The sequence below is a fragment of the Streptomyces tateyamensis genome, assembly GCF_003205575.1.
Taxonomy (GTDB): domain Bacteria; phylum Actinomycetota; class Actinomycetes; order Streptomycetales; family Streptomycetaceae; genus Kitasatospora; species Kitasatospora tateyamensis.
On record NZ_PYBW01000106.1, the window covers coordinates 1 to 2,338 of the forward strand.

Below are 2,338 nucleotides of genomic sequence, written 5' to 3' on the forward strand. Positions count from 1 at the left end.
CCAGCACATAGTACGTGTGGGCGTATTACGGCGGTGGCCGGACGCTGCGACTCGGCTTCATGGCTTCTACCTGCGGATTCGTGAGGTGATCAAGCTGGCCGAGGCGCGCCAAGGGCCGGTATGACGGCAACTGTGACGGCAACACCGGCGAACAACGCTGCTGACAGGCCGTCAGGGCCGTTGGGTGTTCAGGAGTCGTGCTTGTGCTCGCCGAGGGCTGTGCGGAGCCAGTCGAGCGAGTCTGAGGAGAGCAGGGCGTCCGCCAGGGCGTTGGCGGACTTGGTGACGAGTCGGGCTCGGCTGTTGTCGATCCAGCGCTGGGCGTTGGTGTAGCCCTGGGCGCGGTACTCGATGCCTTGGAGGAGGCATTCGAGCTTGTCGGCGTCGCGGGCGCAGAGGGCTTCGGGTGTCTGCTTGTCTTCGTACTGGGCGACGATGGTGCGGATGGCTTCGGCGAGGACGTCGGGCATGCCCGAGGTCTGGTCGGCGGTCACAGCTCGGGGGTCGGCTCCCGTGGAGTACTTCTTGCCCAGGTAGTTGACATCACCGGTGCGGGTTTCCTGGGTGTCGTGCCAGACGGCCATGAGGGCGGCTTGGGCGGGGTCGGCGCCTTCGAGTTTGGCGATGATGGAGGCAATGAGGGAGGTGCGCCAGGCGTGTTCGGCGACGCTCTCGGGGTCGCGGACGCCGGCCATCCACCAGCCGGTGCGGCGGGCCTGCTTGAGTGTGCCGGCCTCGAAGAGGAAGTGCGCCACCGCTGTCAGGTCGTCGGCCATCTCGAAGCCCTCCCATGCGTCCCGGTCATGCCCTGGCGAGGCGGACCGCGTACCGGATCCCGTCGAGTTCCCGGCGTGAGCGTGCCGAGATCTGCGCTCCATCCAACAGGATCTCCAGCCGTGCGCGCAGGATCTCGGTGCTGATGGGTTCGCTGTGTAGGAGGTGGGAGCGGGCGGTGAGCAAGGCCCAGAGGGTGTGGATGTAGAGGTCGAGGTAGCCGTAGTCAGGAGCGAGCCGGTCCACGAGGTGCAGCAGGAGGCGCTGGCCGGTCCATGGTCCGGGTTTGCCGAGGGCGATGAAGTCGTCGGCGAGTTCGATGGTGGCTGACTCGCCGACCCAGTAGGCCCAGTAGTTGAGGTTGGCGGCTTCGCCCGCGTCGTTGTCAATAAGGGTGTGCTCGATGAAGCGGCGCATGTGGTCGCGGTCTCCGTGGCGGCCGGCGACGGAGGCGACGGAGCGGGTGTTGAGCCATTCTTGGAGCCAGCCCTCGGGGCGCTCCTGGCGTTGCTGGTAGGTCAGCCAGTCGACGGTGTCGGCCTGGGAGTCGTAGCCGCACAGGTAGAGGGCCTGGCGTCGCAGAAGGAAGCGGTCAGGTCCGCGGGCTTCCTCGGCTGTGCGACGCATCTGGTCGAAGAAGCTGCGGCGTTGGTCGCGGGGCAGGTCAGGTCCGCTCGGTGCCGGTCCTCGGCGCGGATGGGTCGCTTCGGGTAGTTGTCGGACCAGTTCGGGAGCGTGCCCGCTCAACGGCCAGGTGAGCACCTCGACCAGGTCGCGTTGCATCACCCATGCGCCCAGCGGACTGCTTTCGGCGTCGGAGGTGCCGTCCAGTGCGCTTGCCAGCAGGACGTCCGCCTCCATCGCGCGGTCGAGTGCCGCCAGGAGAGCGGGAGCGACGCCCATGTGCAGCAGCCGGTGACGGTGAACCAACATCTGCCCGACCGGGATCGCGGTGAGCGGCCGACGGCCGGTCTCCCATCCGGCGACCGTGTCGAGTGAGACCCGGAACTGCTCCGCGAATGCCTCCCTGGTCAGTCCGAGATGCTCCCGGATCAGGCGGAACACGAAGCCGGAGACCGCCCCGCCACGAGGCTGGCCGGTGGAACCCTGACTGCCAGTCAGAGTTCCACGGTTCTTGACTGCCATGTCAGCGTCCTCAGGCACTCGGGGCGGCCGGCTACTTGTACCGGCGGTCACTACAGGAGGGCGTCAAGGCTCCATACGGTCGTACCGAGCGATATCAGCCAACGACTCAGCGTAGTTGAGGGGTGGGCCATGCGGACCACGGATGCAGATCTTCAGCCGATCGGGCAGGCGCGGGACAGGGACCTTCCACCGTCGGTCCTTGGCCCGAACGCCTGCTGGCTGCGGCGCGAGCGCGAATCGGCCGGCAAGGCCCGCAGGTTCCTCCGGGACCTGCTGACCGGCGTCACCACCGGTGAACACGTGCTTGAGGTTGGCGAGTTGTTGTTGTCCGAGCTGGTGGCCAATGCCGTCGAGCATGCTCAGACGCCCCGTGACCGGTGGATCCAGGTCCGGTGCGAATGAAGTTCCCCCACTGAAC

General features: G+C 67.2%; 3 protein-coding genes. 1 reads left to right on the forward strand and 2 read right to left on the reverse strand.

Annotation, left to right across the window (positions count from 1 at the left end; translation table 11 throughout):
- Positions 1-188: 188 nt before the first annotated feature.
- Positions 189-776, reverse strand: coding sequence for an HD domain-containing protein (locus C7C46_RS25755; RefSeq protein ID WP_110672312.1), 588 nt, complete (start codon positions 774-776; stop codon positions 189-191).
- A gap of 25 nt (positions 777-801) precedes the next feature.
- Positions 802-1,920, reverse strand: a complete 1,119-nt coding sequence (locus C7C46_RS25760) for a helix-turn-helix domain-containing protein (RefSeq protein ID WP_110672313.1) — start codon at positions 1,918-1,920, stop codon at positions 802-804.
- A 129-nt stretch (positions 1,921-2,049) separates the two neighbouring features.
- Here C7C46_RS25760 and C7C46_RS25765 point away from each other — a divergent pair, with 129 nt between their 5' ends.
- On the forward strand, positions 2,050-2,322 hold the full coding sequence (locus C7C46_RS25765) for an ATP-binding protein (protein WP_110672314.1): 273 nt from the start codon (positions 2,050-2,052) through the stop codon (positions 2,320-2,322).
- Positions 2,323-2,338 lie beyond the last annotated feature (16 nt).